Source organism: Amycolatopsis sp. cmx-8-4 (assembly GCF_046548675.1).
In the GTDB taxonomy this organism is placed as follows: domain Bacteria; phylum Actinomycetota; class Actinomycetes; order Mycobacteriales; family Pseudonocardiaceae; genus Amycolatopsis.
Map to the genome: position 1 here is coordinate 86,966 of NZ_JAEBDZ010000017.1, position 26,966 is coordinate 113,931.

At 72.9% G+C, this 26,966-nt stretch carries 21 protein-coding genes; 13 read left to right on the plus strand and 8 right to left on the minus strand.

Annotated elements, in window-relative coordinates; genetic code table 11:
* Positions 1-2: 2 nt before the first annotated feature.
* Positions 3-641, minus strand: coding sequence for a YczE/YyaS/YitT family protein (locus ACLJQZ_RS31260; protein ID WP_410623428.1), 639 nt, complete (start codon positions 639-641; stop codon positions 3-5).
* Between the two features lie 3 nt (positions 642-644).
* Complete coding sequence (locus ACLJQZ_RS31265; protein ID WP_410623429.1) at positions 645-1,295, minus strand: DUF4230 domain-containing protein; 651 nt, start codon at positions 1,293-1,295, stop codon at positions 645-647.
* 97 nt (positions 1,296-1,392) lie between these two features.
* Between ACLJQZ_RS31265 and ACLJQZ_RS31270 the strand changes: the two genes are divergently transcribed.
* A complete protein-coding gene (locus ACLJQZ_RS31270; RefSeq protein WP_410623430.1) occupies positions 1,393-1,563 on the plus strand; it encodes a hypothetical protein in 171 nt (56 codons plus the stop codon).
* On the opposite strand, the gene ACLJQZ_RS31275 is transcribed toward ACLJQZ_RS31270, so the two are convergent.
* The 3 genes from ACLJQZ_RS31275 to ACLJQZ_RS31285 all read right to left on the minus strand — a co-directional run bounded on the left by ACLJQZ_RS31275 (position 1,518) and on the right by ACLJQZ_RS31285 (position 9,846).
* Entirely contained in the window at positions 1,518-6,839 is a 5,322-nt protein-coding gene (locus ACLJQZ_RS31275) for an RHS repeat-associated core domain-containing protein (protein ID WP_410623431.1), read from the minus strand. The two genes, ACLJQZ_RS31270 and ACLJQZ_RS31275, sit on opposite strands and share 46 nt — an antisense overlap.
* 136 nt (positions 6,840-6,975) lie before the next feature.
* Positions 6,976-7,599, minus strand: coding sequence for a response regulator transcription factor (locus ACLJQZ_RS31280; protein ID WP_410623432.1), 624 nt, complete (start codon positions 7,597-7,599; stop codon positions 6,976-6,978).
* A gap of 99 nt (positions 7,600-7,698) precedes the next feature.
* Positions 7,699-9,846, minus strand: a complete 2,148-nt coding sequence (locus tag ACLJQZ_RS31285) for an ATP-binding protein (protein WP_410623433.1) — start codon at positions 9,844-9,846, stop codon at positions 7,699-7,701.
* Between the two features lie 680 nt (positions 9,847-10,526).
* Here ACLJQZ_RS31285 and ACLJQZ_RS31290 point away from each other — a divergent pair.
* Genes ACLJQZ_RS31290 through ACLJQZ_RS31320 form a run of 7 tightly spaced genes read left to right on the plus strand, consistent with a single transcriptional unit; the run spans position 10,527 to position 19,771 of the window.
* On the plus strand, positions 10,527-11,387 hold the full coding sequence (locus ACLJQZ_RS31290; protein WP_410623434.1) for a 3-hydroxybutyryl-CoA dehydrogenase: 861 nt from the start codon (positions 10,527-10,529) through the stop codon (positions 11,385-11,387).
* 19 nt (positions 11,388-11,406) lie between these two features.
* A complete protein-coding gene (locus tag ACLJQZ_RS31295) occupies positions 11,407-12,612 on the plus strand; it encodes an aminotransferase class I/II-fold pyridoxal phosphate-dependent enzyme (RefSeq protein WP_410623435.1) in 1,206 nt (401 codons plus the stop codon).
* On the plus strand, positions 12,609-14,213 hold the full coding sequence (locus tag ACLJQZ_RS31300; RefSeq protein WP_410623436.1) for a carboxyl transferase domain-containing protein: 1,605 nt from the start codon (positions 12,609-12,611) through the stop codon (positions 14,211-14,213). Before ACLJQZ_RS31295 ends, ACLJQZ_RS31300 begins: the two co-directional genes overlap by 4 nt.
* Before the next feature lie 7 nt (positions 14,214-14,220).
* Positions 14,221-16,191 carry an acetyl/propionyl/methylcrotonyl-CoA carboxylase subunit alpha gene (locus ACLJQZ_RS31305; RefSeq protein WP_410623437.1) on the plus strand — a complete coding sequence of 657 codons (1,971 nt, stop codon included), beginning with the start codon at positions 14,221-14,223 and terminating at the stop codon, positions 16,189-16,191.
* Positions 16,184-17,482 (plus strand): ATP-grasp domain-containing protein, encoded by a 1,299-nt coding sequence (locus ACLJQZ_RS31310; RefSeq protein ID WP_410623438.1) that lies wholly within the window; start codon positions 16,184-16,186, stop codon positions 17,480-17,482. Before ACLJQZ_RS31305 ends, ACLJQZ_RS31310 begins: the two co-directional genes overlap by 8 nt.
* A gap of 15 nt (positions 17,483-17,497) precedes the next feature.
* Entirely contained in the window at positions 17,498-18,538 is a 1,041-nt protein-coding gene (locus tag ACLJQZ_RS31315) for a 3-oxoacyl-ACP synthase III family protein (protein WP_410623439.1), read from the plus strand.
* Between the two features lie 12 nt (positions 18,539-18,550).
* Positions 18,551-19,771 (plus strand): MFS transporter, encoded by a 1,221-nt coding sequence (locus ACLJQZ_RS31320; protein ID WP_410623440.1) that lies wholly within the window; start codon positions 18,551-18,553, stop codon positions 19,769-19,771.
* A 4-nt stretch (positions 19,772-19,775) separates the two neighbouring features.
* On the opposite strand, the gene ACLJQZ_RS31325 is transcribed toward ACLJQZ_RS31320, so the two are convergent.
* A complete protein-coding gene (locus ACLJQZ_RS31325; RefSeq protein WP_410623441.1) occupies positions 19,776-20,714 on the minus strand; it encodes an amidohydrolase family protein in 939 nt (312 codons plus the stop codon).
* Positions 20,715-20,771: 57 nt separating this feature from the next.
* On the opposite strand from ACLJQZ_RS31325, the gene ACLJQZ_RS31330 reads away from it, so the two are divergent.
* Positions 20,772-21,245, plus strand: a complete 474-nt coding sequence (locus ACLJQZ_RS31330; protein WP_410623442.1) for a MarR family winged helix-turn-helix transcriptional regulator — start codon at positions 20,772-20,774, stop codon at positions 21,243-21,245.
* On the opposite strand, the gene ACLJQZ_RS31335 is transcribed toward ACLJQZ_RS31330, so the two are convergent.
* Complete coding sequence (locus ACLJQZ_RS31335; RefSeq protein WP_410623443.1) at positions 21,223-21,861, minus strand: TetR/AcrR family transcriptional regulator; 639 nt, start codon at positions 21,859-21,861, stop codon at positions 21,223-21,225. The two genes, ACLJQZ_RS31330 and ACLJQZ_RS31335, sit on opposite strands and share 23 nt — an antisense overlap.
* A 114-nt stretch (positions 21,862-21,975) precedes the next feature.
* Here ACLJQZ_RS31335 and ACLJQZ_RS31340 point away from each other — a divergent pair, with 114 nt between their 5' ends.
* From ACLJQZ_RS31340 to ACLJQZ_RS31355, 4 genes are all read left to right on the plus strand, one after another.
* On the plus strand, positions 21,976-23,154 hold the full coding sequence (locus ACLJQZ_RS31340; RefSeq protein ID WP_410623444.1) for an acyl-CoA dehydrogenase family protein: 1,179 nt from the start codon (positions 21,976-21,978) through the stop codon (positions 23,152-23,154).
* 100 nt (positions 23,155-23,254) lie between these two features.
* Positions 23,255-23,692 (plus strand): VOC family protein, encoded by a 438-nt coding sequence (locus ACLJQZ_RS31345; RefSeq protein ID WP_410623445.1) that lies wholly within the window; start codon positions 23,255-23,257, stop codon positions 23,690-23,692.
* A gap of 69 nt (positions 23,693-23,761) precedes the next feature.
* Positions 23,762-24,028 (plus strand): nitroreductase/quinone reductase family protein, encoded by a 267-nt coding sequence (locus ACLJQZ_RS31350; protein ID WP_410623446.1) that lies wholly within the window; start codon positions 23,762-23,764, stop codon positions 24,026-24,028.
* A gap of 262 nt (positions 24,029-24,290) precedes the next feature.
* Positions 24,291-24,965: a fasciclin domain-containing protein gene (locus ACLJQZ_RS31355; RefSeq protein ID WP_410623447.1), complete on the plus strand. Its 675-nt coding sequence runs from the start codon at positions 24,291-24,293 to the stop codon at positions 24,963-24,965.
* Positions 24,966-25,294: 329 nt separating this feature from the next.
* On the opposite strand, the gene ACLJQZ_RS31360 is transcribed toward ACLJQZ_RS31355, so the two are convergent.
* Positions 25,295-26,932, minus strand: a complete 1,638-nt coding sequence (locus tag ACLJQZ_RS31360; RefSeq protein WP_410623448.1) for a vWA domain-containing protein — start codon at positions 26,930-26,932, stop codon at positions 25,295-25,297.
* Positions 26,933-26,966: the final 34 nt, after the last annotated feature.

Below are 26,966 nucleotides of genomic sequence, written 5' to 3' on the forward strand. Positions count from 1 at the left end.
GCTCAGTCCGGCTTTCCCTGGCCACGCCCCATGTCCAGCAGCGGCATGAACAGCTGGGCCAGCGGCCCGATCGTGCAGGCGTACAGCACGGTCCCGATGCCCACGGTGGCGCCGAGGGCGAACCCGATCACCAGCACCGCGATCTCGATGCCCCAGCGCACCGCCCAGATCGGGTGCCCGCGCCGGGCGAGCCCGGTCATCAGGCCGTCGCGCGGCCCCGGGCCGGCCTGCGCGCCGATGTAGCAGCCGGTGGCGAAGCCGTTGAGCACGATGCCCGCGACCAGCACGACCCAGCGCAGCCACAGGTGGTCGAACGACGGCAGCAGCGCCAGGGTGAGGTCCATCGAGGTGCCGACGAGCAGGACGTTGCACAGCGTGCCCAGCCCCGGTTTCTGCCGCAGCGGGATCCACAGCAGCAGCACGGCGGCGCCGATCAGGTTGGTCCAGACGCCGATGCTGAGCCCGACCGTGCGGGTCAGCCCCTGGGCGAGCGCGTCCCACGGCTCGACGCCGAGGCCGGCCGCCACGACCATCGCGTCGCTGATCCCGTAGAGCACCAGCCCGAAGAGCAGCTGGCTCACCCGCCGGACGAGCCGGCCCGGCGGCACCAGCGGTGACTGCAGCAGATCGGTTACCGGCACCGGTCAGCCGACGGAGTTGTCGGCGTAGTTCACGGTGATGTTCTTGAAACCGAGCGACTGCAGCAGGCCGACCAGCATCGTCCGGGTGTTCTTCTCCGCGTCGGCCACCAGCGGGCTCTTCTCGGCCGCGGCCTGGATCTGCTTCTGGGCGAGCTCGTACAGCGCCTGCTGGGAGTTCGGGTTGCCGCTGAGGAACTCGTTGATCCGGGTGAACAGGCCCTGCTGCTGCGCGTAGACGTGGGACTCGTGCACGTCCAGGGTCGCCGGCTCCAGTTGGGCGTGGCCCAGGGTGATCGTGGCGGACAGGCGGTCGTCGGAGACCTTGATCGCGTCGCCCTTCAGGTGTGAGAAGTCGACGAAGGCGTTGTCCGTGCCGACGCCGATGAACAGCGTGTCGCTGCCCACGAGGAAGCTGGGCAGCACCGAACCGGTCGTGATGTCGACGACCACCTGGAACGAGCCGCTGGCCGCCTCGTAGCGCGAGAGCTCGACGATCGACTGCAGCAGCACCGGACCGGAGTGCTCTTCGGTGTGTTCGGCGAACGGGTTCCGCAACTGGGGTAACAGGTGTACGGCCGATCCGACGAGCACCGCCGCGACGACGACCACTACGGCCACGGCCATGGCGATGAGCCGCTTGCCCCATTTACTCATACCGGCAGGAATACCCACGTCGCCGCCCGGTCAAGCGGCCGGCGGCGGTACGGTGTTGCCCGCTCGCGTGGCCGGCCCTCCGACGACGGGAAACATCGTGCGCAAGTCCCTGTGGCTGTGGATCCTGCTCCTCGTCCTCGTCCTCGCCGTCCTGGTACTGGGAATGATCTTCGGCGGCTACCGCATGGGCACCAAGCTCGGCGAAAGCCCGCCGGGCGGCGATCAGCCGTCGACGTCCATCGCGTTCGGGTCCTTCGGCGGCTTGTAGGTCGCGTTGAAGTCCGCGATGTCCTTGTCCGTGATCGACTTGAGCTCCTTCGGGTCGAGGTCGCCGCGCTCCAGCGCGGCCCAGTCGTCGGCCGTCGGGTTCTTGTAGAAGCCGCCGTAGCCCGGCCATTCGCCGGTGCGGGCCGCGTCGCGGGCGCCGTGCATCTCGGCCGCGTCCCACTTGTCGATCGGCTTGGTCGTCACGTGGCCGGTGCCGTCCACCGTGTGGCCGCCCGCCGGGGTGGCCTGGCCGGCCTGCGGGTTGTACCGCATGCCCTCGCCGCCGGAGTGCATGTCGTCGACCATCTTGTGGTACGAGTCGTCGGCGATGTCCATCCGCTTCTGCTCGGCGTCGTAGGAGGCCCGGTCCGGGTGGTTCGGGTCGGCCTTGACGGCGTCCCGGCGGTCCTGCTCGGCCTTCGCCGCGTCCGCCGTGTCCTTGTCGTACAGCGGGTGGTCCTTGTTGTGGACGTGGTTGGGATCGTCCCCGTGGTAGACCTGATCCGAGAAGCTGTGCGGCTTGTCGTAGCCCGCGCCGATGGTCTGCGAGTTCTGGAAACCCTGCTGGTGGCCGTAACCGAGCTGGTTGAGCTGGACCGCGCTGCTCGGGTCGTTGGCCTCGATGGCGTTGCGCTGCGCGTTGCGGTACGACCCGAGGCGGTCGTCGTAGCCGAGGTCGGGCTTCCCGTCCTTGTTGGGCGAGACGTTGGGCTCGTCCCGGACGTCGCCCTTGGTGAACCCGGACTCGTGGTTGGCGCCGCCCTTGCCCGTGCCCGGGTGGTACCGGTGGTTGGCGTAGTCCTCGTAGTAGGCGTTGGCGTTGTTCTCCAGCGGCTTGCTGCTCTTGTCCGTCCGGGAGGCCTTCGCGGCGCCGTTGTCGGTCAGGATGTCGTAGCCGGCGGCGTGCTCGGACTGGTGCGTCTTGTCCCCGTCGATCTTGAAGTCGTACTTGTCGTCGAGGCGCTTGCGCTCGGCGTTCCGGTCGCCGTAGGTGCCTTCCGGGTACTTGCGCTTGCTCGTCGACGGCCCGGAGTTCCCGCGGGCGTAGGGGTGCGCCTGGGCCTTGGCGGCCGCGGCCGCGCAGGGCGTGGTCCGCGTCGGGGTCAGGCCGAGCGGGTCGATCATCGCGGTCGGGTTGCCGACGTAGGCCAGGGAGTCCGGCGCCGGGGTCAGGCCCAGCGGGTCGTGGGAGAGGTACCGGCCGGTCTCCGGGTCGTAGTAGCGGTGCCGGTTGTAGTGCAGCCCGGTCTCGGGGTCGTGGTACTGGCCCGGGAACCGCAACGGCGTCCCGGCGGTGCCGCCGGCCGAGACGACCGGGCCCCACAGCGCGGTGTGCACGTGCCCGGCCAGCGCGCCGGTGTCGTCGACCAGCTCCGCGGGCGCCCCGACCAGGTCCGAGACGATCGCGTGGAACCGGTCGCCGCCCGCGCCGAGGACGCGTTCGGTCTGGGTGAGCGGAAGCCGCGCGCCGGGCGCGTACTCCCACACCGTGGCGACCGGCGGCCGTCCCGGTCCACTGTGGACCTGTTCGGCGGGAAGCTGCCCGTCCCAGGCGAATTCGACCTGCTCGGCGACGCCGCCGGTGGCGTCGAGGCGCTGCTTGGCGACGCGCCGGCCGAGCGGGTCGTAGCGGTAGCGCCACACGGTGCCCTCCGGCGTGCGGACGCCGAGCAGCCGGTTCTCCGCGCTCCACTCGTAGGTCCAGCGCTTCCCGCCGCGCTCGCGGGCGGTGACGCGCCCTTCGCCGTCGTGGGTGTAGCCGGTGGGGCCGGCGGTGGTGAGCAGAGTGCCGGTGTAGGCGCGCGGCCCGGTGGCCTCCGGCGCGCCGGACCAGCCGGCTCCGGTGACGGCGCCGGTCACGTCGTAGTCGTAGTTCTCCTGCCAGCGCGGACCACGCACCGCGCGGACCCGCCCGGCGGCGTCGACGTCGAGCGTGCGCGGCCCGGAGATCAGGTCGTCGACGCCGGTGAGGTAGCCGTCGATCAGATAGCCGTACTCCCGCCGCTGCACGGTGTCCGCGCCGCGGAGCACCGTCTGCGCCGAGAGCTGCCCGGTGGGGGTCCAGTCCTGGCGCAGTTCCGCCACCGGCCCGGCACCCTTGTGCAGCCGGCGCACCGTTTCGCGGCCCGCGGCGTCGTAGCCGAACCGCAGGGTGCGCCCGGCGGTGGCCAGCGCGGTCGGCCGGTCGGCGGCGTCGTAGCCGATCACCGACTCCGCGCCCGAGGGCGTCCGGCGGCCCACGCGGCGGCCGAGGGGGTCGTAGCGGGAGTACACGACCCGGCCGTTGATCGACTCGGACAGCACGCGCCCGAGCGCGTCGTAGGTGAACCGGACCTCGCTGTGCGCGTTGGCGGCCGACAGCATCCGGTCGGCCGCGTCGTAGGTGAACACGGCGACCTCGTCGGCGCTGCTGCGCCGCACGACCCGGCCCACGCTGTCCCGCTCGAGGGTGATGGTCTGCCCGGCGCCGTTGGTCCGGTGCACGAGCCGACTCGCGGCGTCGTAGCCGTAGCGCAGGACGCGCCCGTTGTAGTCGGTCTCGCCGACCTTCCGGCCCGCGGCGTCGTACTCGTAGCGCCACACCAGGCCGCGTTCGTTGGTGACCGAGGTGAGCCGCAGTTCGGTGTCGTAGCCGTACTTCAGCGTGCCGCCACCGGGGCTCCGCTCGCTGACCGGCACGTCGAACTGGGCGTACTCGATGCGGCTGACGCCCCCGCGCGCGTCCGTCCGCTCCTCGAAGCTGCCCCGCGCCGTCGAGGCGAACCGCTCGACCGCGCCGTCGGCGTCCCGCGTCTGCACGAGGCGGCCGGCGGCGTCGCTGACCAGGGTGGTGGTGTGGCCCAGCGGATCGGTCGTGCTGGTGGTGTTGCCGAGCGCGTCGTAGCCGTAGCGCCACACGGCGCCGTCCGGCTCGGTGACGAGCACCGGGAGCCCGGCGGCGTTGGCCTGGATCCGGGTGACGCCGCCGAGGGCGTCGGTCGCGGAGTCCACGGTGCCGGTGAAGGGGTCGTAGGTGTAGGCGGTCGCGGCGCCGGTCGGGTCGACGGTGCGGGCGAGGCTGCCGCGCCCGTCGTACTCGTAGCGCCACACGGCGCCGTCCGGTCCGGTCACCGCGGCGGGCCGGCGCCGCTCGTCGTAGCCGACGACCATGCGGCCGCCGTCGGGCCGTGTCACCGCGATGAGGTTGCCGATCTCGTCGTAGTCCCAGCGCGTGACGTGGCCGAGCTCGTCGGTCTCGGCGACCACGCGCCCGAAGCGGTCCCGCTCGGCGCTGGTGGTGTGGCCCAGCGGGTCGGTCTGCCCGATCACCCGCAGCCGCTCGTCGAGCCGGTACCGGGTGACGGCGCCGAGCGAGTTCGTGACGGTCGTGACGCCGGGCTCGTAGGCCAGTTCGGTGTTCAGGTAGCCGCCGGTGCCCTGGGCGCGCACGCAGCGCCCCTGGGCGTCGTAGCCGTAGCGGTACCAGCGGCCGTTGACGTCGTCCCAGCGCACCAGCCGGCCGTCGGCGTCGTAGGTGAACTTCTGCGGGGTGCCGACCGCGTCGACGACCTCGACCAGCCGGCGCGCGGCGTCGTAGCCGTACTCCGCCAGCGGGATCGGCGAGCCCGCGGTGCGCAACGCCGTGACCAGGCCGTCGGCGCTGTCGATCTCGACGCGGTAGCCGCCGGAGTGCTCGATGGCCACCGGCACGCCGTCGCGGTAGCGCAGCACGATCCGGTTGCCCGCGCCGTCGACGACCGCGCGCAGGGGCAGGGTGGTGGCGCCGCGGCCGGCCGCGAAGTAGCGCATCCGGTCGGATTGGGGGTCGCCGACGATGAACCCGTGCCGGACCCGGCGCAGCGCCAGGTACGGGCCGCTCTCCGGGACCACGGCCTCGACCCCGCGCGGGACCGGGTAGCGCAGCAGCGTGCCGTCGGCCAGGGCGAGGTGCAGCCCGTCCGGCTCGACCTCGAGCCGTTCGTCCAGCGTCGATGTCCAGGTGGGGCCGAACAGCCGGCCCGCGCGGTAGGTCGACAGGTGCGTGCGCGCGATCACGAGCGGCAGCGCGCCGGGCAGCGACACGTCCTCCTGCTCCAGCATCACCGCGCCGGTCGCGACGTCGATCGGGTCGCCGCAGTCCGTCTTGTCCTTGGTCGGCGTGGTGTGTTCGTCCGGCTTGGCGTTGTTGTCCCTGATCCGCGGCCCGTCATCGGGCTTGCCCTTCGGCGTCGACGACGGCTTCGTGTCGCCACCGTCGGGGCCTTTCGACGCGGGGGGCGGCGTCGGGTCGGGACTCTTGGGCGTGTCGTCCGGGCCCTTCGACGCGGGCGGCGGGTCGGTCTTGGGCGGCGGCGCGTCCGCACCCGACGAATGCGTACCGTCACCGTCACCCTTCGCGCCGGACGGCGAGGTGTTCCCGTCACCCTTCGGCGGCGGATCCGTTTTCGGCGGCGGCGCGTCCGGCCCGCCCTTGCCCTTCGGACCACCCAAGTCCTTCGGGTTCCCCTTGATGTCGATCTTGTTCGGCGGCGGAGACGCCTTACCCGGCTTGGTCTTCCGCAACGCCTTCGCCGCATCCGAGAAGAGGTCACCCGCCCGCTTCAGCAGCGGGACAAGCGCCTTCAACGCCGTGACGAGGCGCTTCACCAGATCCGCGATCTTCGACGCCGTCTTCGCCACCGCGCCGATCACCTGCGGCACCACCCAGGTGAGGCCGATACCCAGGGTGAACACCACCTGCAACGCCCAGCTGATCAGATGCCCGATCAGCTCCGCGATGATGTCCCGCACCAACGCCCGCACCGCGGCGACGACCTCACCAGCGGTCTTCACACCGCTGGAAGCGCCTTCACAGCCCTTCTGCGCCGTGTTCAACAACGTGACGGTGTCATCGGCGCGCTGCCGGTAGCTGTCCCCGGCGGGCCCGGTCCACGACGCGGTGTCGGCCTTGACCATCCCGGTCAGGTCTTCGCCGATGCTGCCCAGCTCGGTCGCGATGTTCTTCCAGGTCTCCGACTGCGCCGCGATCTCGTCCGCGTTGCCGGTCAGCCCGTTGAGGGCCTCTTTGAGCGGCCCGACGTGCTCCATCAGCCAGCCGACACCGGCGGCGAGGATCGCCCCGAAGGGGTCCATCGCCATCGACAACGCATCCAGCGCGGTCCCGACCGCACCCATCGCGACGGAGGCCCAGTCACCCGACTCGATCGCGGACTTCAGGTCGGCCGCCGACTCCAGCAGCGACACGCCCGAATACGCCTTCGTCGAGTCCTTGGTCTCCGCGACCAGCGGATTGCTCACGTGCGACTTCCCCTCCACCGGCCGAGCTGCAACAAGTGAAGTTAACAAGAACCATCCGGGTGAACCACGTGAACCCCGGCTGAATGCCTCTTCGCTCAGCCGATCGTGCCCCGTTCCTCGTGCGGTCCACGAGGACTCACGGGCCGATGTCCGAGGCGTAGGCGAAGAGGGTGACGCGGTCGGGCAGCTTCGTCTTCGTCATCAGGCTGGACACGTGCTTTTCCACCGTCTTCGGGGAGATCAGCAGGCGCCGGGCGATCTCGGTGTTGCCGAGCCGGTGCGCGAGGAGCCGGAACACGTCGTACTCCCGGACGGTGACGCCGGCGTCGAGCAGCTCCCGGGGGAGCCGGTGCAGGCCGGGCCGTCGCTGCCGGACCGGCTCGCCCGCGCGGCGCAGCAGGACCCGGCACGCGCCGGCGACCGCCGGGACCGCGGCGTCGTGGAAGTACTCCTCCGCGGCGCGCAGCCACGGCACCGGGTCACCCCAGCCGTCGGCGAGGGCGGCCTCGGCCACGAGCCGGGCCCCGAGGTGGATCGCCATCCGGTACGGGCGGGCCGCTTCCCGGGCCTCCTTCGCCGCGGCCTCCGCACGGGCGCTGTCGCCGTGGCGGCCGTGCAGGACCGCCTCCGCCAGCGCGGTGAACTGCCGGTTCCAGCGCAACCGGCCCGCCGGGGCCGTGGCCGCGACGGCCAGCTCGTCCGGGCCCAGGTCACCGGCCAGGACGTCCAGCAGCGGCCCGAGCCCGTGCCGGCCGGACAAGGGCGCGCCGCCGGCGAGCTTCAGGTCGCGCCGGGCGCGGTCCCGGTCCTCCTCGAGCAGGGCGCAGAACGCCTGGGCCAGTCCCAGGCCGGGATCGGCTTAGGGGTCACCGTCGGCGGCGCGGATTTCGGCCAGCGCTTCGGTCATGCCCGCCCGGTCCGCCTGGTGGGCGGCGCTGACGGCGCGGGTGACGCGGGCGTGGCGGACGACGGCGTCGAGGTGGTGGCGCTCGGCGGCCGCCGCCAGCCGCGCCGCCTCGCCGGGCCGGTACTCGCCCCCGAGCACCTGGCCGTACCGGACGATCCGGGCGTCCGCCGCGTGGCTCACCGCCACCGCGCCACCGCGGTCCGCCTGGTCCCGGGCCAGCACCAGGCCGCCGACGTCGCCGTCCGCCTGCGCGAGGTGCTCGCCCAGCCGGAGCAGGACGTGCGTGCGCCACAACGGCAGCCGGTGCGTGTCGGTCAGCAGCCGGGCCCGCTCGAGGTGGTCCCGGGCCGCGTCCGGGTCCCGTTCCCAGGCGAGGACGCCGAGCGCGAGCAGGGCCTGGCAGGCGACGACCGCGTCGTCGTGCCGCTCGGCCTGCGCCAAGGCGGCCGCGGCCAGCTGCCCGGCCTCATCGGCGCCGCCCCCGCCCGGCGCCTCCAGCAGCAGGAGCGCGTGGACGGCGTCGATCGCCGCGCCCTGCCGGTCCGGGCCGGCGGACCCGTGACACGCCCGGGCGGCGGCCACCTGGGCGAGCCCGGCGTCGTACCGGCCCGCCAGGCAGGCGGCCCAGGCCAGCCGCGCGTGCAGCGCGGCGGCCCGGTGGAACAGCCCGACCTCGTCGAGCCGGCCCGACAGCTCGAAGGCCCGCTCGACCTGCCCGGTCTCGCCGAGCACGTAGGCCAGCGATTCGAGGACACCGCCGCGCAGCGGGAGATCGGGACTGTCGGTCAGCAGTGCGTCGGCGCGGCCGAACAGCCCGACCGCGGCCCCGGCCGCCCCGACGGCGAGCGCGCGCTGCCCGGCGTCCGCGAACAGCCGTCCCGCGACGGCCCGGTCGCCCGCGAGCCGCCGCAGCTCCGCGACCCGGGCGCACCAGTCGCCGGGCAGGCCGGGGTGCAGCCGTTCGGCGGCGTCCGCGGCGAGCCGGGCGAGCTCGGCCCGCCGGGTGGGACCCAGCTGGGTGAGCACGGCTTCGACGGTGAGCGGGTGCCGGAAGGCGTACCAGCCGAGCGCCGCCGGGTCCGGCTCGACGAGCCGCGCGTCGATCACGGCGTCGAGGAAGCCGGCCACCGTCCGGTCGTCGGCCCCGGCGGCCCGCTGGACCACCGGCGCGGCGAACCGGGCGCCCATCACGGCCGCGGCGGCCAGCAGCTCGGCGCCGTCGGGTCCCAGCTGGGTCATCCGGGCCTCGATGCTGGTGACCAGCGCGACCGGCACGGTCCCGGCCGGTTTGTCCGCGAGATGCCAGCCGTCGGCCCGCTCGAGCAGCAGCCCGTCGTGGATCAGTTCGTGGAGGAGTTCTTCGACGAGGAACGGGATCCCGGTGCTGAGCTGCCACAGGTGCCCGGCCGTCGCGCCCGGCACCCGCTCGCGGTCCGTGCCGAGGCACGCCGCGATCACGCCGTGCACGTCGTCGCGGCCCAGCCGGTGCAGGGTCCGGACGGCGCAGACGCCGTGCCGGGCCGCCGACCGGGCGATGTCGCGAGCGGCGGAGGTGTGGTCGCGGATCGTGCCGATCAGCAGCACCCGGGCCGATTCCAGGTTGCTGACCAGGTACTCCAGCACGAACAGGGTCTCCGCGTCGGTGTCGTGGAGGTCGTCGAGCACCAGCACGCAGCCGCCGGCCCGGCCCACCACCGCGAGCAGCCGCAGCACCGCCTCGGCGACGACCAGCAGCGGCGGCGCCGGGTCGTCGTCCGGGCCGGTGCGCCAGTCGGGGACGAGGACGCCGAGCGCCGGCAGGTACGGGCCGAGCTCGGCGACGTCGAGGGGTTCGGTGTCCCGGGTCAGCGAGAGCAGGGCCTCGGCCAGCGGGCGGAACGGCACCAGCGGGCCGATCGAGCTGCCCTGGCCGCGCAGCACCCGGGCGCCGCGCCCGGCCGCCCGGGCGGCCACCTCCCGCGCGAGCCGGGACTTGCCGATCCCGCTTTCCCCGACGAGGACGACGGCGCGGCCGTGCCCCGCCAGCGCGTCGTCGAAGGCCGTGGCGAGTTCCCGCAGCTCGCCGTCCCGGCCGATCAGGTCCGGCGACCGGATCAGCATGCCCGGTGGGTACCGGGTAACGGGACATGATCATCGGAATAATCGTATTCGCTCATCGAATTGTTCCCCCAGCTCTCCGGCCACTCCGGATAGGCACTTCTTGGATACACGACGAGCGTGATCACGCCAAGCGGGACCGAATACTGGAATAAGCGGGAGCGTTGCGCGGAGGTCTTCTGGTAACGGGGCGGGCGAGTCCCCCAGGTTTTCCCGGCCGGATCGCGGGACCCCGGAATCCGGGGCTCGCCCGATCGGGGGTTGACACGCGCCGGGCGCGTCCGCGTCCCGCTCCGGCGCCGTGAGCCACGCCGCACCGGTGGTCCGGGCCGGTGGGGACGACGCGCCGGCCGGGCCGGATTCGCGCTGCTGACGGCGATTCCGCGGGACGGCGGGGGCCGTCCGCGGAAAGGTGGGGGAGCGGCCCCCATGGCGCCGCGACGCCCGGCATGGGCAGACTGGCGATCGCCACGGCTGGGGTGCGGTGGACCGGGGCACTGAGGTGACACGGCGGGAATGCGACGCGGAGCGATCCGCGCCGCACATCGGCGCGAACTCGTATTCGGCGGGGTCGCCGGATTCGGCGCGCCTTTCGCCGTGCTCCCGGGCAATCATCTCGAACAGGACAACTCCTTGACGCGGCGACGCGGAAGTCGCGGACCGGCAGAATGCGGGGAAAACAAGTGCTTGCGAACGGAATCACCCGGGTCGGCGTGGTCGGCTCGGGCACGATGGGCGCGGGGATCGCCGAGCTCTGCGTGACGAAGGGCGTCGACGTCTGGCTGGCGGTGTCGCGGGAGTCGTCGCTGGTCTCGGCGCCACGGCGGATCGCGGCGTCGCTCACCCGCCGCGTCGAGAAGGGGAAGCTGACCCCGGCCGAGCGCGACGCCGCGCTGGCCCGCCTCTCGGTCGGCACGGACCTCGCCGACCTCGCCGACCGGCAGCTGGTGATCGAGGCGATCCCGGAGGACGAGCAGCTCAAGCTCGGCCTGTTCGCCACGCTCGACAAGGTCGCCGGCGACGACGCGGTGCTGGCCACGACGACGTCGGCGATCGCGATCACCCGGCTCGCCGCGGTGACCAGCCGCCCGGAGCGGGTGATCGGCCTGCACTTCTTCAACCCGGTCACCGCGCTGCGGCTCGTCGAGGTCGTCCCGGCGCTGCCGACGGCCGACGCGGTGACCGACCTGGTGACGGCCTTCGCCGAGGAAACACTGGACCGGAAGGCGGTCACCGTCGCCGACCGCAGCGGCTTCGTGGTCAACGCGCTGCTGATCCCGTACCTGCTCGCGGCGATCCGGATGGTCGAGGCCGGCTACTGCCCGGCCGAGCGGGTCGACCTCGCGATGGAACTGGGCTGCGCGCACCCGATGGGCCCGCTGCGGCTGGCCGACCTGATCGGCCTGGACGTCGTCGCCGCCATCGCGGCCGCGCTGCACGCGGAGTTCAAGGAGCCGCTGTACGCCACGCCGCCGTCACTGGCGCGGCTGGTCGAAGCCGGGCACCTCGGCCGCAAGACCGGCCGCGGCTTCCACACCTACTGAAACCCTTGAGGAGAAACCGATGCATTCGTTCCTGAACATCAAGAAGTCGGCCCGGATCAGCGACGACTTCTGGGACGTCACCAACAAGGCCGGGCTGTTCGACGTCGTCGTGGCCGGGCTCGGCGACGGCCGCCACCGCGCGCTCGCCGACGGCCACGAGTTCGTGAACATGTCGTCCTACTCCTACCTCGGCCTCGACACGCACCCGAAGCTGGTGCGGGCCGCGGCCGACGCCGTGCTCGCCGAAGGCGCGCTGAACACCTCGACGTCCCGGATGCGGGTGCGCTTCGGCGCGCTCAGGGACGCCGAAGCGGCGCTGTCGGAGCTGTTCGACGTCGAGGCCGTCACGCTCAACTCCTGCGCCGCCGCCGCGTGGGCGGCCCTGCCGCTCGTCGCGTCCGGCATCTTCACCGAGGGCGAGCCGCCGCTGATGGTGTTCGACAAGAACGCGCACTTCTGCCTCAACGCCATGAAGCCGAGCGTCGCCGACGAAACCGAAGTCGCCGTGGTGCCGCACAACGACGTCGAAGCGCTCGAAGAACTGTGCAAGCAGCACAAGCGGGTCGCCTACGTCGCCGACGGCGTCTACAGCACCGGGGGCCAGGCGCCGGTGAAGGAACTGCTGCGCCTGCAGGAGAAGTACGGCCTGTTCCTGGTCTTCGACGAGGCCCACGGCATCTCCACGGTCGGCCACCGCGGCCGCGGTGTCGTGCTCGAAGAGCTCGGCCAGATCAACGATCGCACGATCATCATCACCTCGCTGAACAAGGGCTTCGGCGCGTCCGGCGGCGCGATCTTCCTCGGCCGCCGCGGGTCCCAGTGGCGGCTGGACACCGCGCAGCGCAACGGCGGCCCGCTGATGTGGTCGCAGCGGATCAACACCGCGGGCCTGGGCGGGCTGCTCGCGTCCGCGGAACTGCACCGCACCCCCGAGCTGACCGCGTTGCAGCAGCGGCTGCAGGACAACATCGCCCTGTTCGACCGCCTGGTGGAGACCGGCGAACGCGGCGACGGCCTGCCGATCCGGTTCGTGTGGGTGGGGTCGGAGGACGCGACCGTCCGGCTCGCGCAGGACCTGTTCCGCAACGGCTTCTACGTCTCGCCGATCTTCTTCCCGATCATCGGCCGCGGCAAGGCGGGGCTGCGGATCATGCTGCGCGCCAGCATGACCACCGCGGAGATCGAGCGGTTCGCCGCGTTGCTGGGCACGTTGGGGGAGGCGTGACGGCCCTGCGTTCGCACGTCGACGTCGCCTCGGCCGGCTTCCGCCGCAACGCCGAGGACTTCGAGGTCAACCGCGCGGTGATCGCCCTGGCCAAGGCCGCGGCGCTCGCGGGCGGCAGCGAGAAGGCCCACCGCAAGCACGCCGGCCGCGGCAAACTGACCGCGCGACAACGGATCTCACGGCTGCTCGACCCCGGCACGCCGCTCCTGGAGGTCGGCCAGCTCGCCGCGCACGACGTCTACGACGAGCCGGTCCCCTCGGCCGCGCTCGTCACCGGGATCGGGATCGTGGCCGGCCGGCCGTTCATGATCTTCGCCAACGACGCCACGGTGAAGGGCGGCACGTACTTCCCCCTCGGCGTCCGCAAGCACCTGCGCGGGCAGAAGATCGCCCGCGAGAACGGCCTGGGCTGCCTCTACCTGGTCGACTCCGGCGGGGTGTTCCTGCCGCTGCAGGAGGACCTCTTCCCCGACGAGGACCACCTCGGCCGGATCTTCCGCAACATCGCGGAGATGTCGGCCGAGGGGCTGCCTCAGCTGGCGGCCGTGATGGGGTCGTGCACCGCGGGCGGCGCCTACATCCCGGCGATGTGCGACGAGACGGTGATGGTCCGCGGCACCGGCACCGTGTTCCTCGGCGGCCCGCAGCTGGTGCGCGCGGCGACCGGGGAGGTCGTCGACGCCGAGACGCTCGGCGGGGCCGACCTGCACACCCGCGTCACCGGCGTGGCCGACCACCTCGCCGAGAACGACGACCACGCCCTCGCGATCCTGCGTGACCTCGCCGCGCGCAGCACCCGGCCGCGGCTGGCGGAACCACCGCGGGCACCGCGGCCGCCGAAGTACGACCCCGCCGAGCTGCCGGGCGTCGTCAGCGCCGGGCTCAAGGAGCACATCCCGGCGCGCGAGATCCTGGCGCGGCTGCTCGACGACAGCGAGCTGACCGAGTACCGCGCCCGGTTCGGCCCGACGATCGTCTGCGGGACCGGGCACGTCGGCGGTTACCCGGTCGGGGTGCTGATCAACGACGGCGTCCTGTTCTCCGAGAGCGCGCAGAAGGCCGCGAACTTCATCGAGGTGTGCGCCCAGCGCGACATCCCGCTGCTGTTCCTGCACAACATCAACGGGTTCATGGTCGGCGCCGAGTACGAGGCCGGCGGGATCACCAAGCACGGCGCGAAGCTGGTCAACGCCGTCTCGTGCGCCAAGGTGCCGAAGTTCAGCCTGGTGGTCGGCGGCAGTTACGGCGCCGGCAACTTCGCGATGTGCGGGCGGTCGATGGGCTCGCAGCTGATGGCGATGTGGCCGAGCGCGCGGTCCACGGTCGTCGGCGCGGAGCAGACGGCGAAGGTGATGACCCTCATCCGCGGCGACCAGCTCGCCAAGGAGGGCCGCGAGCTCACGCCCGAGGAGGAGATGGCGATCCGCGAGCCGATCCTCGCCTCCTACGAGCGGCAGGCCCAGCCGTTGTACTACGCGGCCCGGCTGTGGGTCGACGCCGTCGTCGACCCGGTCGAGACCCGGGACTGGCTGGCGCTGTGCCTGGCCATGGCCGCCGACGCGCCGAAGCGGGAGACCCGCTTCGGGGTCTTCAGGATGTGAGGGGAAGATGCCGAAACGTGTGCTGATCGCCAACCGCGGCGAGATCGCCCGCCGGATCGCGCGCACCTGCCGCCGGCTCGGCGTCGACCACGTCGCCGTGCACTCCGACGCCGACGCGGGCGCCGCCCACCTCGAAGGCGCCTTCGAGACCGTCCACATCGGACCATCGGCGGCCCGGGACAGCTACCTCGACATCGACGCGGTCGTCGGCGCGGCGCTGCGGACCGACTGCGACGCCGTCCACCCCGGTTACGGTTTCCTGTCGGAGAACCCGGAGTTCGCGGCGCGGGTGGCCGAGGCCGGGCTGGTCTACATCGGACCGGACGCCGCCACGATCGCGGCGATGGGGGACAAGGCCCGGGCCCGCGAGCTGATGGCCGCGGCCGGCGTGCCGGTGCTGCCTGGTTCGGAGCACGCGACGGAGTCCGCGGAGCAGTTGCGCGCCGACGCCGCGCGGATCGGGTACCCGGTGATCCTCAAGCCCGTCGCCGGGGGCGGCGGCAAGGGCATGCGCGTCGTCCACGGCGACGCCGAGCTGCCCGGCGCGGTGGCCGAAGCCGTCCGCCTCGGCCGGGCCGGCTTCGGCGACGGCCGGCTGCTGGCCGAGCGGTACGTCGCCGCGCCCCGGCACATCGAGGTCCAGGTGTTCGGCGACCGGCACGGGAACGTGGTGCACCTGCTCGAACGCGAGTGCTCGCTGCAGCGCCGGCACCAGAAGATCGTCGAGGAGGCCCCGGCCCCGCACCTGCCGCCGGTCACCCGCAAGGCCCTGCTCGACGCGGCCGTGCGGGGCGCCACCGCGCTGGGTTACGTCGGCGCCGGCACGTTCGAGTTCATCCTCGACGGCGACGGCCGGTTCTTCTTCCTCGAGGTCAACACCCGGCTGCAGGTGGAGCACCCGGTCACCGAGGAGATCACCGGGCTCGACCTGGTCGAGTGGCAGCTGCGCGTCGCCGACGGCGAGCCGCTCCCGCTGCCGCAGCACCGGATCCGGGCCACCGGCCACGCGATCGAGTGCCGGGTGTACGCCGAGGACCCGGCCCACGGGTTCCGGCCCGCGCCCGGCCGCGCCGAGGTCGTCGAGTGGCCGCCCGAGGTCCGCGTCGAAGCCGCCTTCGACGGTCCCGGCGCGGTGCCGGGCTTCTACGACCCGATGGTCGCGAAGCTGGTGGCCGCCGGGCCGGACCGGGAAACGGCGCTCGCCCGCCTCCGCACCGCGATCGGCGAGACCACGCTCGTCGGGCTGACCACCAACCTCGGCTTCCTCGGCGAGCTGCTGGCCGAACCCCGGGTGCTCGACGGCCGCGTCGACACCCACCTGGTCGACGCCTTCACCGCCCGGTCCGCGCCGCCGGACCGGGCGGCGCGGGCCCTCGCCTGCGCGGCGGCCATGGCGGTGCCGGACCGGACCGCCGGGGCCTCGCCGTGGTCGGGCAGCGTCGGGGTGTTCGACCGCGCCGCCCTCGACCCCGACGCGCCGCTCGGGCGGATCGGGCTCCGCCACGAGGGCCGGGACCACGAGGCCCGGCTGCTGTCGCGCGACCGCGCCGGGCTGCGCGTCGACACCGACGGCGGCCGCTTCACCGTGCTCGCCGGACCCGCACCGGGCGGGCTGGTCCGCGGCACCGTCGGGACCACCCAGTGGACCGGGTTGGCCACCGCGGCCGGCTACGAGATCGTCATCGGCGGCCACCGCGTCGCGCTGGGCCGCCGAACCTTCGACGAGGGCGGCGGTGACACCTCCGACGGCGCCGTGCGCACGCCGATGCCGGGGGTCGTCGTCGGGGTGGCCTGCGCACCCGGTGCCCGGGTCGAAGCGGGGGAGCTGCTGGTGGTCGTCGAGGCGATGAAGATGGAGAACCGCATCGTCGCGCCGTTCGCCGGGACGATCGAGCGGCTTTCCTGCGCGCAGCACGAAACCGTCACCGCCGACCAGGTCCTGGTCACGCTCACACCCGAAGGAGACACCCATGCCTGACGCACCGAACCTGCTGTTCGTCGGCGGCGCGCGGCCGCTGAGCTTCAGCCTCGACATGGCCACCGAGGCGCTCGCCCAGGCCGCCGCGCGCGGCCTGCGCGTGCACGTCACCAACACCGCCGAGATCCTCGCCGCCACCGAGCCGGTCGTCGCGGCGGCCGCCGCCGCGTCCACTGTGGACGTCCTGGCGCCCGGCGCCTCCGCCGCGTGGGCCGCGGCCCGGGTCGCGGCCGGCGAGCGGTTCGACGCCGTGTACGCGCTGCAGGAGCTGGCGCAGGTCGCCGTGGCCGAGACGGCCGAAGCCGTCGGCGCGCCCGGCAACCCGCCGGCCGCGGTGCACCGCGTCCGGACCAAGGACGCGTGCCGCGAGGCGCTCGCCGCGGCCGGGTTCCCCCAGCCGGTCGTCGGGCTCTGTGCCGGCGAAGCCGAGGCGGCGGTGTTCCTGAAGGAGCACGACGGGCCGTGGATCGTGAAGCCGCGCGACGCCATGGGCAGCGTCGGCGTCAGCCTGGTCACCGACGCCGCCGACTTGCCTGCGGCGCTCGCCCTGCTGCCGGACGCGAAGCCGTTCCTCGTCGAGCAGTTCGTCGACGGGCCGGAGTTCAGCGTGGAAGGCGTCTTCCTCGGCGGGGTCCCGAAGATCCTCGCCGTCACCGCCAAGGAGAAGGTCCCGCCGCCGTTCTTCGTCGAGACCGGGCACGTGCTGCCGGCCCCGCTGCCCGACGCGCGGCGCCGCGAGATCGAAGCCACCGTGGCGGCCGCGCTCACCACGCTCGGGCTGCGGACCGGCGGCTTCCACGTCGAACTCTGGCTCACCCCCGCCGGCGTCGTGCTCGGCGAGGTGCACGGCCGCTTCGGCGGCGACTGGATCCACCGCATGCTCGCCCACGCCATCCCCGGCCTGGAGCTCTACGGGCTGGTCTTCGACGACATGCTCGGCCGGCCGGGCACCGGCGTCCCGCTGGAGCCGAGCCGCGGCGCGGCCGTCCGGTACTTCACGCCGCCGCCGGGACGCCTCGCCGCCGTCGAGGGCTGGGAGCAGGTGCTCGCGCACCCCGCCGTGCTGCACGCCGAACTGGGCGTCGGGCCCGGCGACGAGATCAAGCCGTTGCAGCGCTCCGGCGACCGCGTCGGCTTCGTGGTCGTCGGTGCCGACACGCCCGAGGCGGCGAGCGCGCTGGCCGCGGACCTCACCGGCTCCGTGAAGTTCCTCTTCGAACCCGAGATCGAGCTCGCGATCGACCCCGAACCCGAGCCCGGCCGGCTGCCCGGTCTCTGGGCCCTGCGCTGACGACCGAAGGACGACATGACCAGCGACATCGGCATCATCGCCACCGGCTCCTACCTGCCCGACCGCGTCGTCACCAACGCCGAGATCGCCCCGGCGGCCGGCGTCGACGCCGCGTGGATCGAACGCAAGACCGGCATCCGCGAACGCCGGCACGCCGCCCCCGGCCAGGCCACGTCGAACCTCGCGGCGATCGCGGCCGACCGGGCCCTGCTCGCCGCCGGGCTGAGCCCGGACGACGTCGACCACATCGTCGTCGCCACCTCCACCCCGGACCACCCGCAGCCGGCGACGGCCAGCCTCGTCCAGCACCTGATCGGCGCCCGCTCGGCGAGCGCCGTCGACGTCAACGCCGTGTGCAGCGGGTTCGTCTACGCACTGGCGATGGCGCAGGGGCTCGTGCGCGCTGGCGGGCACGCGCTGGTGATCGGCGCCGACGTCTACTCCCGCATCCTGGACGTGCGTGACCGCAGGACCGCGATCCTGTTCGGTGACGGTGCGGGGGCGGTCGTGCTCGGAGCGGTACCGGCGGGAGGGGGCGTCATCGGCACGCGGCTGCGCGGACACGGTGCCGACCACCGGCTCATCGGCGTGCGCGCGGGCGGCAGCCGGGTGCCCGCGTCGGTCCGCTCGGTGCTGGACGGCGAGCACTACTTCCGGATGGACGGGCGTGGCGTGCGCGAGTTCGTCAGCGGGCACGTCCCGGCGGCCATCGCCGGGACCCTGCGGGAGAGCGGGCTGCCCGCCACCGCCGTCGACCACCTCGTGCCGCACCAGGCCAACGGGGTGATGTTGCGCGAACTGGGGGAGGCGCTCGACCTGCCGAACGCGACCCTGCACCTGACCGTCGACCGGTTCGCCAACACCGGCGCGGCGTCCGTGCCGATCACGCTCGACGCCGCCCACCGCGCCGGCGCGCTCGACGTCGGCGACCTCGTGCTGCTGGCCGGGTTCGGCGGCGGGATGAACCTCGGCGTCGGCCTCTGCCGCTGGACGGCCGCGCCGCCGCGGAGCGACACCGCCGTCCGGAACCACACCAGCGCCCTGTCCCACGGCTGAGAAAGGTCTGTCATGCCCGCGCTCCTTCCCCGCAGCGGACCGCCCCGGCTGCTCGCGGTGGCGACGCTGATCACGATGACCGGTTACGGCGTCTACCTGACCGCCGGTGTCCTGTACTTCACCCGGGCCGTCCACCTGCCCGCCGGTCAGGTCGGGGCCGGGCTGACGATCGCCGGTGCCGTGTCGCTCTCGGCCGGGATCCCGTTCGGCCACCTCGCCGACCGCCACGGCGCCCGCACGGTCTACGCGCTGACGCTGGTGCTCGGCGCGATCTCGATGGCGGGGTTGTGCTTCGCCGGCGGGTTCTGGTCGTTCGTGGTGTTCGCGAGCCTCGGCGCCGCGGCCCAGACGGCCGGGCCGGCCGCCCGCAGCCCGCTCGTCCAGGAGTACGGCGGCGAGCGGCCCGCCGAGTTCCGCGGCTACCTGCGGTCGGTGACCAACCTGGGCATCGCGTTCGGCGCGCTGCTGGCCGGCTGGGGCGTCGCCGCGGACACCCGCAACGCCTACCTGCTGCTCATCGCGGCCAGCGCGGTGTCCTACACCGCGAGCGTGGTCGTCGTGCAGTTCCTCCCGTCCGTGCCGCCGAAACCGGCGGGCGCCGGCCCGCGCTGGGTGGCCCTGCGCGACCGGCCGTACCTCGTGCTCACGGTGCTGGACGGCGTGATGGCGATCCAGTACCGCGTGCTGACGGCGGCGGTTCCGCTCTGGCTGGTCAGCCGGACGACGGCGCCGAACTGGACGATCTCCGGCGTGATGATCGTGAACACCGCGATCGTCGTGTTCTTCCAGGTCCGGGCCAGCCGCCGGATCGACACGACCCACGCGGGCGCGGTGGCGTTCCGCCGCGCCGGCTTCGCGTTCTTCGCCGCCTGCGTCGCGATCGCCGCCATGGCGGGCGCGCCCACCTGGCTGGCGCTGGTGTTCCTGCTGGCGGCGGTGGTCGTGCACACGATCGGCGAGATCTGGCAGGCGGCGGGCGGGTTCGAGCTGTCGTTCACGCTGGCCCCACCGCACGCCGTCGGCCAGTACCAGGGTCTGTTCGGCATGGGACTGGGCCTGGGCGTGACGCTCGGCCCGGCGGTGCTGATCGCGCTGTGCATCACGTGGGGCACCCCGGGCTGGTGGGTGGTGGGCGGCATTTTCGTGGTGACCGGCCTCGCGGTCCCGCCGGTGGTCCGCTGGGCCGAGCGCGACCGGGCCCGCCGAGCGGTGGCCGAGCCGCAGGTGGCTTGAGAGGTCAGGAGCCGGTGGCGAGGCGGGGGAACAGGGCCTCCGCGGCCGTGCGGTCGACGTCGGGGAAACGGTCGGCGTCTGGACCGTCGTAGGCGGTCAGGTTCCGGTCGAACCCTTCGCGCCATTCCTTGGGGGCGAACGGGAAGTCGCTGCCGTAGAGGACGTGGCCCGGCTCGGCGAAGGCGTACAGGGACGGCAGGGCGGTCGGGGTGGCGGACAGCGCCGTGTCGAAGTAGAACTTCCGCAGCCCGGCCAGGATGCCGTCCGGGGTGGTGCCGGGGTTGAACATCGCCGCGCCGGTGAAGCGGTGCGCGGCGAAGGGCAGGAAGCCGCCCGCGTGCGAGAGGATGACGCGCAGTTCCGGGTGCCGGTCGAACACGCCGTGGGCCACCAGGTCGAGCGCGGCGCGCGTGGTGTCGAACGGGAAGTCCAGCAGCGGGCTCGGCAGGCCGCCGAGCCGCGCGATCGGCGGCTCGGCCGGGTGCACGAACACCACGGCGCGGCGGGCGGCCAGCTCCGTCCACAGTGGACCGTACGCCGGGTCGCCCAGGTAGCGGCCGCGGGCGTTGGACAGCAGGACGACGCCGTCGGCGTGCAGTTCGTCCAGCGCGCGCACGGCTTCGGCGACGGCGCCGTCGAAGTCCGGCAGCGGCAGCACGGCGAAGTGCCCGAAGCGGTCGGGGTCGTTTTTGACCAGTTCCGCCTGGAAGTCGTTGACCTCGCGAGCGAGGTCGCGGGCCGCGGCGTCGTCGCCGAAGTGGACGCCCGGTGCGCTGATCGACAGCAGCCCGGTGGCGATGCCCGCGCCGTCCATCATCGCGGTCGCGGCGCCGGGGCTCCACGAGGGCATCGGCCACCCGCCCGCGGTCTCGCCGTTGTCGTCAAGGGCCTTCAGGTAGCGGGGCGGGAGCAGGTGCTGGTGTACGTCGATCCGGCCGGTCACGATGTCTAGCCTCCTAATAGATAGGTTGCTAACTATTGCTTTGCTAGGCTAGCTCGCATGACGACGACCGGCAACCACCCGCCCACCGCCGAGGAGGTCGACCGGCTCGTGCACGCGGCCGACACGGTGTTCTTCGCGATGCGGAAGGCCCGCTCGGCGGGGGCGGACCGGGACGGCGGGCTGTCGCTGCCGCAGCTCACGATGCTCGAGCCCCTGGCCGCCGAGCCGGAACTGCCGGTCGGCCGGCTCGCGGCGGCCGCGGACGTCTCCATCCCGACGGCCACCCGGATGCTCCAGCAGCTGGAAGCCGCCGGGGTGGTGGTGCGCCGGCGCTCGGCCGAGGACGAGCGCAAGGTGCTGGTCGCGTTGACGGCGGAGGGCAGCGAACGGCTGACGCGGCTGGTCGCCCGCCGCCGGGAACGTCAGGCGGAGGCGTTCGCCGTCTTCACGCCCGCGGAGCGCGAACAGCTCGTCGCCCTGCTCCGGAAGCTCGCGCCGGTGATCGACGTCAACCTGGGTGGCCGGGACTGAGCAGGTAGGCCATCGCCATGTCGGCGAGTTCGTCCGCGTACCGGCGCTGGGCCGCTTCGTCGGTGAAACTGTCCGGCCGCACGGAGTTGTGGAAGCAGGCGCCGAGGATGGCGCGGGCCACGGTGTCCAGCGCCGTCCCCGGGTCGGCGCGCCGGATCTGCCCGGCGTGGGGGAGGGCCGCGTCGAGCAGGAGCCGGTGGATTTCGGTGATGGTGCGGGCGCCCAGCGCCAGCGCGTCGGTTTCCCGCGCGCGCAGCAGCTCGGGGAAGAGGTTGCTGCTGTCGGTGAACGACTGCAGCAACGCGTGCGCGTAGGCGGTCACGACGCCGGCCAGTGACGGCCTTGCCGCGCGCAGCCGCTCGGCCACGAACTCCTCGCGCTCGTCCAGCATCCGCTCCGTCAACGCGGTGATCAGCTGCTGCTTGCCTTCGAAGCGGCGGTAGATCGAGCCGACCGAGACGCCGGCGCGTTCGGCGACGCCGTTGATCGTCAGCTCCTCGAGGCCGAGCGAGGACGCGAGTTCCCCGGCCGCCTGCAGGACCCGGGCCAGGGTCGCGGCACTGCGTGCCTGCCGGGGTTCCCGGTAGTGCGGTTCGCGGCTCGGCTCTTCGGACATGTCCGGTATGGTACGGCGGCTCCGGTCGGCGATCTTGACAAGCGGCACGCGGTCGACGCGACAGTAGCGAATGCGAGTTCGCATTCACATATGACTCTGGGTAGAGGAGCTGTCATGTCGACGCAGGGGGAGGCCCGCGCCCTGATCGCCGCGGTCCGGGAGCGCCGGGGAGAACTGGCCGAGGGTGGTTTCGCCGCCGACCGCGACAACGCGGACCCCACCGCGAACCTGGCTTTGCTGGCCGGGATCGGCGTGGCCCGGCTGGCCGTGCCCGCCGCGTACGGCGGGCTGTGGGACGGCACGGAACGCGGCGGGTGGGGCGCGATCATCCGGGCGGTGCGGGAGATCAGCGCGGGCGACGGTCCCACCGGGCAGAACTGGCTCACCACCGCGCTGGTGGCCCGTGAGCTGTTCGGTCCGGACCGCGGCCTGCCGGAACCGACCCGCGCCGACCTGGCGCGCCGCCTGCTCGACGACGGCCTGCGGCTCGTCTCCTCCGCCGCCGAAACAGGCGTCTCGGGCAGGACGACCGCGCGGCCGGTGGCCGGCGGAGTGGTGCTGAACGGCACGAAGTCCTTCAACACCAACAGCGGCGGCCTCGGCGTGGCCGCCGTCCGCTGCCTGCCGGCGGGTGAACCGCCCACGCCGCACCAGGTCCTGGTGGACCTAACCCACCCGCAGGTGCGGCTGCACGACGACTGGGACACCATGGGCCAGCGCGGCACCCGCAGCCAGACGGTCACCTACCAGGACGTCTTCGTCCCCGACGGCCGGCACCAGCCCCTCGCCGGGCCGTTCTCCCCGGTCTTCCTGGGCGCGGCGATGCTGCTGCACGCCGGCCTGCTGCAGGGCATCGGCGAAGGCGCCCTGCACGCCCTGGTCCAGCACACGCGCACCATGAAACGCGGCTCGCTGCCCCAGTTCGCCACCCCAGCCGAGGACCCGCTGATCCTGCGTCGCCTCGGCGCCCTCTCCAGCAGGCTCGCCGCGTCCCGCGCCCTGCTCCACGCCGCGGCCGATCACCTGGAAACCGGCCAAGGCGGCGAAGACGACAGCATCGTCGACTGCTTCCGAGCCAAGGTCGCCGCCGTCGACGCCGCCCTCGAAGCCGCCGCCGGGATCCACGAGATCACCGGCGCGCGCAGCACGTCCAACGCCTTCCGGTACAACCGCTACTGGCGCAACGCCCGCACCTTCGCCTCGCACGACCCCACGGACGCGAAGAACGTCTACATCGGCGGTTACGAACTCAGCGGGCACCTCCCCGCGTTGTCGAGCATCATCCGTCTCTGAGGGTGACCACGGTCACACGCGGCGGGTGTCGAGAACGTCGTGCCGGTTCCGTCCCCGGGGCAAGAGCGGTCACGAGGGCCGCGCGACACAGGAGGACAGCATGACGATCCACCGGATGGACCACGTCGGCGTCGTGGTCGGGGATCTCGCGGCCGCCATCGCGTTCTTCGTCGAACTGGGCCTGGAGCTGGAGGGCGAGGCATCCGTCGAGGGCGACTGGGCGGACCGGCTCATCGGGCTGGACGGCGTCCGCACGGACATCGCCGTCGTGCGGACGCCGGACGGCCACGGCCGGGTCGAGTTGTCGACTTTCCGCTCGCCGGTGACCACGGCCACCGCGCCGCGGCCGTCGGTGGACGTCCCGGGCATCCCGCGGCTCACGTTCGTCGTGGACGCCGTCGACGACGTCCTCGACCGCCTGCGCGGCCACGGCGCCGAGCTCATCGGCGAAGTGGTGCGGTACGAGGACTACTGCCGGTACTGCTACGTTCGTGGGCCCGAGGGCATCATCATCGGGCTGGTCGAAGAACTCGCCTGACGTGCTCCCTGACCGGAAAGGACTCTCGCCACGACCGGCCGCTGGACGGGCGAGGCCCGCTGCACCTGCGTGATCTACGGCACCGCGGGGGACGACTTCGTCGTCGTCGCCTCGAAAGGCGGCGCCGACGAGGATCCGGCGTGGCTCAAGAACCTCCAGGCGGACCCGAGCGTCGGCGTCCAGGGCCACGAGACCACGGTGAACCTGATCGGCACGGCCTGCTCGCGTTGCTGCGTCACCCCGTGCGTCTCGTGCCCGGCCACGAACTCGCCGATGATCCGGAAGATCTCGCCGCTCACGGCCGCGATCAGGTCGTCCTTGCCCGCGAAGTGGTAGGAGATCGTCCGCGTCGACCGGATCCCCGCCCGCTGGGCGACGGCCTGCAAGGTGGCCTTCCTTCCCTCGATCGAGGGAGATGATGAAACCCACCTGTCCGGCGACGCGCCGGCTGCGAACAGAGGGCATACCCGGAACAACCCGGGTGAAGTTCTCCGCCGATCGGCCAAACCGGTCCGGCGGGAGCGCCGAATCACCGCCAGTACCCCGGCAGATCCACAGTGGACTGTCTCCGCCGCCGCAATCCGTGGAGTGATTTCGCATGAGCAAGCTTCGTATCGCCGGTATCGGCCTGACCGCGGTCGCCGCGCTGGCCCTGACCGCGTGCAGCAGCAACGACACCGCCTCTTCGGGCTCGGCGAGCAGCAGCGCGTCCGCGCCGGCCCCGATGTCCTCCTCGGCCGCCGCGCCGGCCGGTGGCGCCACCGACGGCGTGACCACCAACGCCGACGTCTTCGGCCCCGCCTGCTCCCAGCTGCCGCAGGGCTCTTCGCCCGGTTCGCTGGACTCGATGGGCCCGCAGCCGGTCGCGTCGGCGGCGTCGACGAACCCGCTGCTGACCAAGCTGGTCGCCGCGGTCAAGGCCACCAACCTGGTCGACACCCTGAACAGCGCGCCGGCCATCACCGTGTTCGCGCCGGCCGACCCGGCCTTCGCGGCGCTGGGTGACGCCAAGTTCAACGAGCTGGCGGGCAAGCCGGCCGAGCTGTCGCCGATCCTGCAGTACCACGTCGTCGGCAAGCGTTACGACGCCAAGGGCCTCGCCTCGGCCGGTTCGCTCGACTCGCTGAACGCCGCGGGTGGCCCGCTGAAGATCGAGGGCACCGGGGACAACATGACCGTCAACGGCGCGAAGATCCTGTGCGGCAACATCCCCACCAAGAACGCCACCGTCTTCGTGATCGACAAGGTGCTGACCCCGGGCACCAACAAGTAACACCGGATCTCCCGGGCCACCTCACCCCTCCCGCGTGGGTGGTCCGGTGACAGCAGGCCGCCGCGGCTCCGCCAACTCGGAGCCGCGGCGGTCGCGTCGCATCCACGAGGTGACGCGCCTCGTGGTGTCCGGCCTGGCGGCGGGTTGCAGGAGATCCGCCGCCGGGGGACGCCGAAGCGGCGGCGTTCCGCCGGTCGCCGGCTCTGCCGGTTCACTCCAGGGCAGGGCCGGCGGCCGGCCCTTGGGCCTCGTCAGCCGTGAAGTGCTTACCGGCGAAGAAAACGAAGGCCACCTCGGGACGCGCCCGAGGTGGCCTTCGGCACAACTTCCTACTGGTCGGTGGAGAGCTGGAACTCGACGCCGCCGAGGTCGTCCTTGCCGTCGGACTGCGACATCCGGAACACGAACTCACCGCCGGCCGCCGCGTCGGTCGCGGTGAACGTCACCGCCGTTTCGAGCCGTTCCTTCGGCTCGATCACCAGACCCTGCAGCGTCGCCTGCTGCGGGTCGACGATCTCGACCTGCGTCTCGCCGACCGGCCGGACGCCGACGCCCTTCTGGCCGCTCTGGCGCCAGCGCTCGGCGAGCACCTTGCCGAGGTCGACGACGACCGTGCCGGGCCCGCCCGCGAACGGCTTGCCGGGCTGGGTGAAGACCAGGTCCGTGGTCAGCCGGTCGGCGACCGGGTTGCCGAGGGTGAACGGGTGGGTGGTGCCCACGCCGGGCTTGAGCTTGATCGTGTCCACGTTGTGCCACGCGATGTTGTTGTTGTTCCGCGTGTTGGTGAGCGTGTTCGACCCGGGCAGCTCGGGGGAGTTCATCGGGTCGGTCGCGGAGATCCACCGCGCCAGCAGGCAGAAGTGGCCGGGACCGGGGACGCCGGCCCACACGACCGGGACCTGCACGGACCCCGGGGCCACGGTCACCGTCGCCGAGGAGCCGACCGGGACCCAGTCCGTCGGCCACAAGGCCGCGCCGCCCTGCGCGGTGTAGGAGACCTCCACGTGGCCGGTCGACGCGCCGGAGCCGTACGGGCCCGGGTTGTTGAGCGTCACCACCACGTAGTTCGTCGCGCCGACGACCGGGTTGATCGAGGCGCACGGCGGCAGCGACGCGCACACCTTGATGTCCGGGCTCGTCCAGATCGGGTTCAGCGCGTGCGGCGCGACCCCCGTGTCCGCGGCGGCGTCCTTGATGAACACGTCCGTCTTGCGGCAGTTCTTCAGCGCGTCGAGGATCGCGGTCCCCGCGCCCGCGCCGCTGGCGGGCGTCGCCGCGTAGGTGCCGCCGGTCGTGGTGGCGTAGTCCTGCATGATCGTCGGGATGACCGGGTAGGCCGTGCTCGTCTGCACGTAGACCGACGAGATCTTGATGCCCTTGGTCGCCGCCTGGACCGCCCGGAGGTGGGCGTTCGCCTGGTCGGCCGCCGCGAAGGCGTCGTCGAAGCCGCCGGGCCGGGCGTCGGTCACCAGGATGACCATCTTCGTCGCGTTGCTGCGCCAGACGCCGGCGAAGTTGCCGACCTGCGGCCGCCCGGTGGCGGGCAGGTTGTTGACGGCCGTGTTGACCGCCTCGTCGGAGGCCTCGGGTTCGTTGTTCCCGCCGGTCGCGGTCAGGGCGTTGATCTGCGGGGTGACCGTGGCCAGGTTGAGCGCGGCGAGGTCGCTGTGCACGGTGATGTTGTCCTTGAACGTCACCAGGCCCAGCTTGTAGTCGTTGCCGGAGTTGGCCTGCACCGCGGTGGCGATGTTGCCCAGCTCGTTCTTGATGTTGGTCAGGGCCGGGCCCATGCTGCCGGTGTCGTCGATGACGAAGGTGACGTCGAGCGGCCCGCAGGGCGAAGTGGGGGCGGGGGCCACGGCCGGGGTGGCGGCGGCGGTGAACACGGGCAGGAACGTGGCCGCGACGGCGACCGCGAGCGCGGCGGCGAACGGTCTGCGGCGCCGGTGGCGCAGAGTGGTACTCATCGGAGTTTCCTCACGGGAGTGGGGGCTGGACTGC

Excerpts from the sequence above, each read along its gene's own strand:
- ACLJQZ_RS31265 (WP_410623429.1), bottom strand. The coding sequence starts at position 1,295 with ATGAGTAAATGGGGCAAGCGGCTCATCGCCATGGCCGTGGCCGTAGTG.
- ACLJQZ_RS31285 (WP_410623433.1), bottom strand. The coding sequence starts at position 9,846 with ATGCTGATCCGGTCGCCGGACCTGATCGGCCGGGACGGCGAGCTGCGG.
- ACLJQZ_RS31295 (WP_410623435.1), top strand. The coding sequence starts at position 11,407 with ATGCATTCGTTCCTGAACATCAAGAAGTCGGCCCGGATCAGCGACGAC.
- ACLJQZ_RS31305 (WP_410623437.1), top strand. The coding sequence starts at position 14,221 with ATGCCGAAACGTGTGCTGATCGCCAACCGCGGCGAGATCGCCCGCCGG.
- ACLJQZ_RS31310 (WP_410623438.1), top strand. The coding sequence starts at position 16,184 with ATGCCTGACGCACCGAACCTGCTGTTCGTCGGCGGCGCGCGGCCGCTG.
- ACLJQZ_RS31315 (WP_410623439.1), top strand. The coding sequence starts at position 17,498 with ATGACCAGCGACATCGGCATCATCGCCACCGGCTCCTACCTGCCCGAC.
- ACLJQZ_RS31320 (WP_410623440.1), top strand. The coding sequence starts at position 18,551 with ATGCCCGCGCTCCTTCCCCGCAGCGGACCGCCCCGGCTGCTCGCGGTG.
- ACLJQZ_RS31330 (WP_410623442.1), top strand. The coding sequence starts at position 20,772 with ATGACGACGACCGGCAACCACCCGCCCACCGCCGAGGAGGTCGACCGG.
- ACLJQZ_RS31335 (WP_410623443.1), bottom strand. The coding sequence starts at position 21,861 with ATGTCCGAAGAGCCGAGCCGCGAACCGCACTACCGGGAACCCCGGCAG.
- ACLJQZ_RS31340 (WP_410623444.1), top strand. The coding sequence starts at position 21,976 with ATGTCGACGCAGGGGGAGGCCCGCGCCCTGATCGCCGCGGTCCGGGAG.
- ACLJQZ_RS31345 (WP_410623445.1), top strand. The coding sequence starts at position 23,255 with ATGACGATCCACCGGATGGACCACGTCGGCGTCGTGGTCGGGGATCTC.
- ACLJQZ_RS31355 (WP_410623447.1), top strand. The coding sequence starts at position 24,291 with ATGAGCAAGCTTCGTATCGCCGGTATCGGCCTGACCGCGGTCGCCGCG.
- ACLJQZ_RS31360 (WP_410623448.1), bottom strand. The coding sequence starts at position 26,932 with ATGAGTACCACTCTGCGCCACCGGCGCCGCAGACCGTTCGCCGCCGCG.